This window comes from Neptuniibacter marinus (assembly GCF_001597725.1).
Taxonomy (GTDB): Bacteria; Pseudomonadota; Gammaproteobacteria; order Pseudomonadales; family Balneatricaceae; genus Neptuniibacter; species Neptuniibacter marinus.
In genome coordinates this window covers 1-316 of sequence record NZ_LUTR01000065.1, presented here as the reverse complement: position 1 = coordinate 316, position 316 = coordinate 1, and the positions used below count along the sequence as shown (strand labels likewise).

At 40.2% G+C, this 316-nt stretch carries 1 protein-coding gene; it reads left to right on the top strand.

Annotation, left to right across the window (positions count from 1 at the left end):
• Positions 1-69 precede the first annotated feature (69 nt).
• Positions 70-192, top strand: coding sequence for a diguanylate cyclase (locus A3774_RS17270; protein WP_074181690.1), 123 nt, complete (start codon positions 70-72; stop codon positions 190-192).
• Positions 193-316 lie beyond the last annotated feature (124 nt).

The window sequence follows — 316 nt, the reverse complement described above, 5'->3', positions numbered from 1 at the left end:
GATTATTAGCGCAATATCCTTCAACCCCAAGCGTTTTTAGCCTTGCTTGATATCGAGTTTTTCAAGTGAATTAACGATGAACTTGGTCATGATGAAGGCGATCGCGTGATCGCCAATGTAGCAAAGATGCTTCAAGAGACATTGCATGAGACTGATTTTGTTGCTCGTATTGGTGGTGAAGATGTCGCTTAAAATTTTTGCTTAACTGTCTTTGCCTATGCCGCTACCGATTGCTTATCAATAATGGTTTGAATTTGTTGCTTATGGTGTTCTAAATGGGCATCAAGTCTTTGTGCTGCTTGCTCAGAATCTTTAG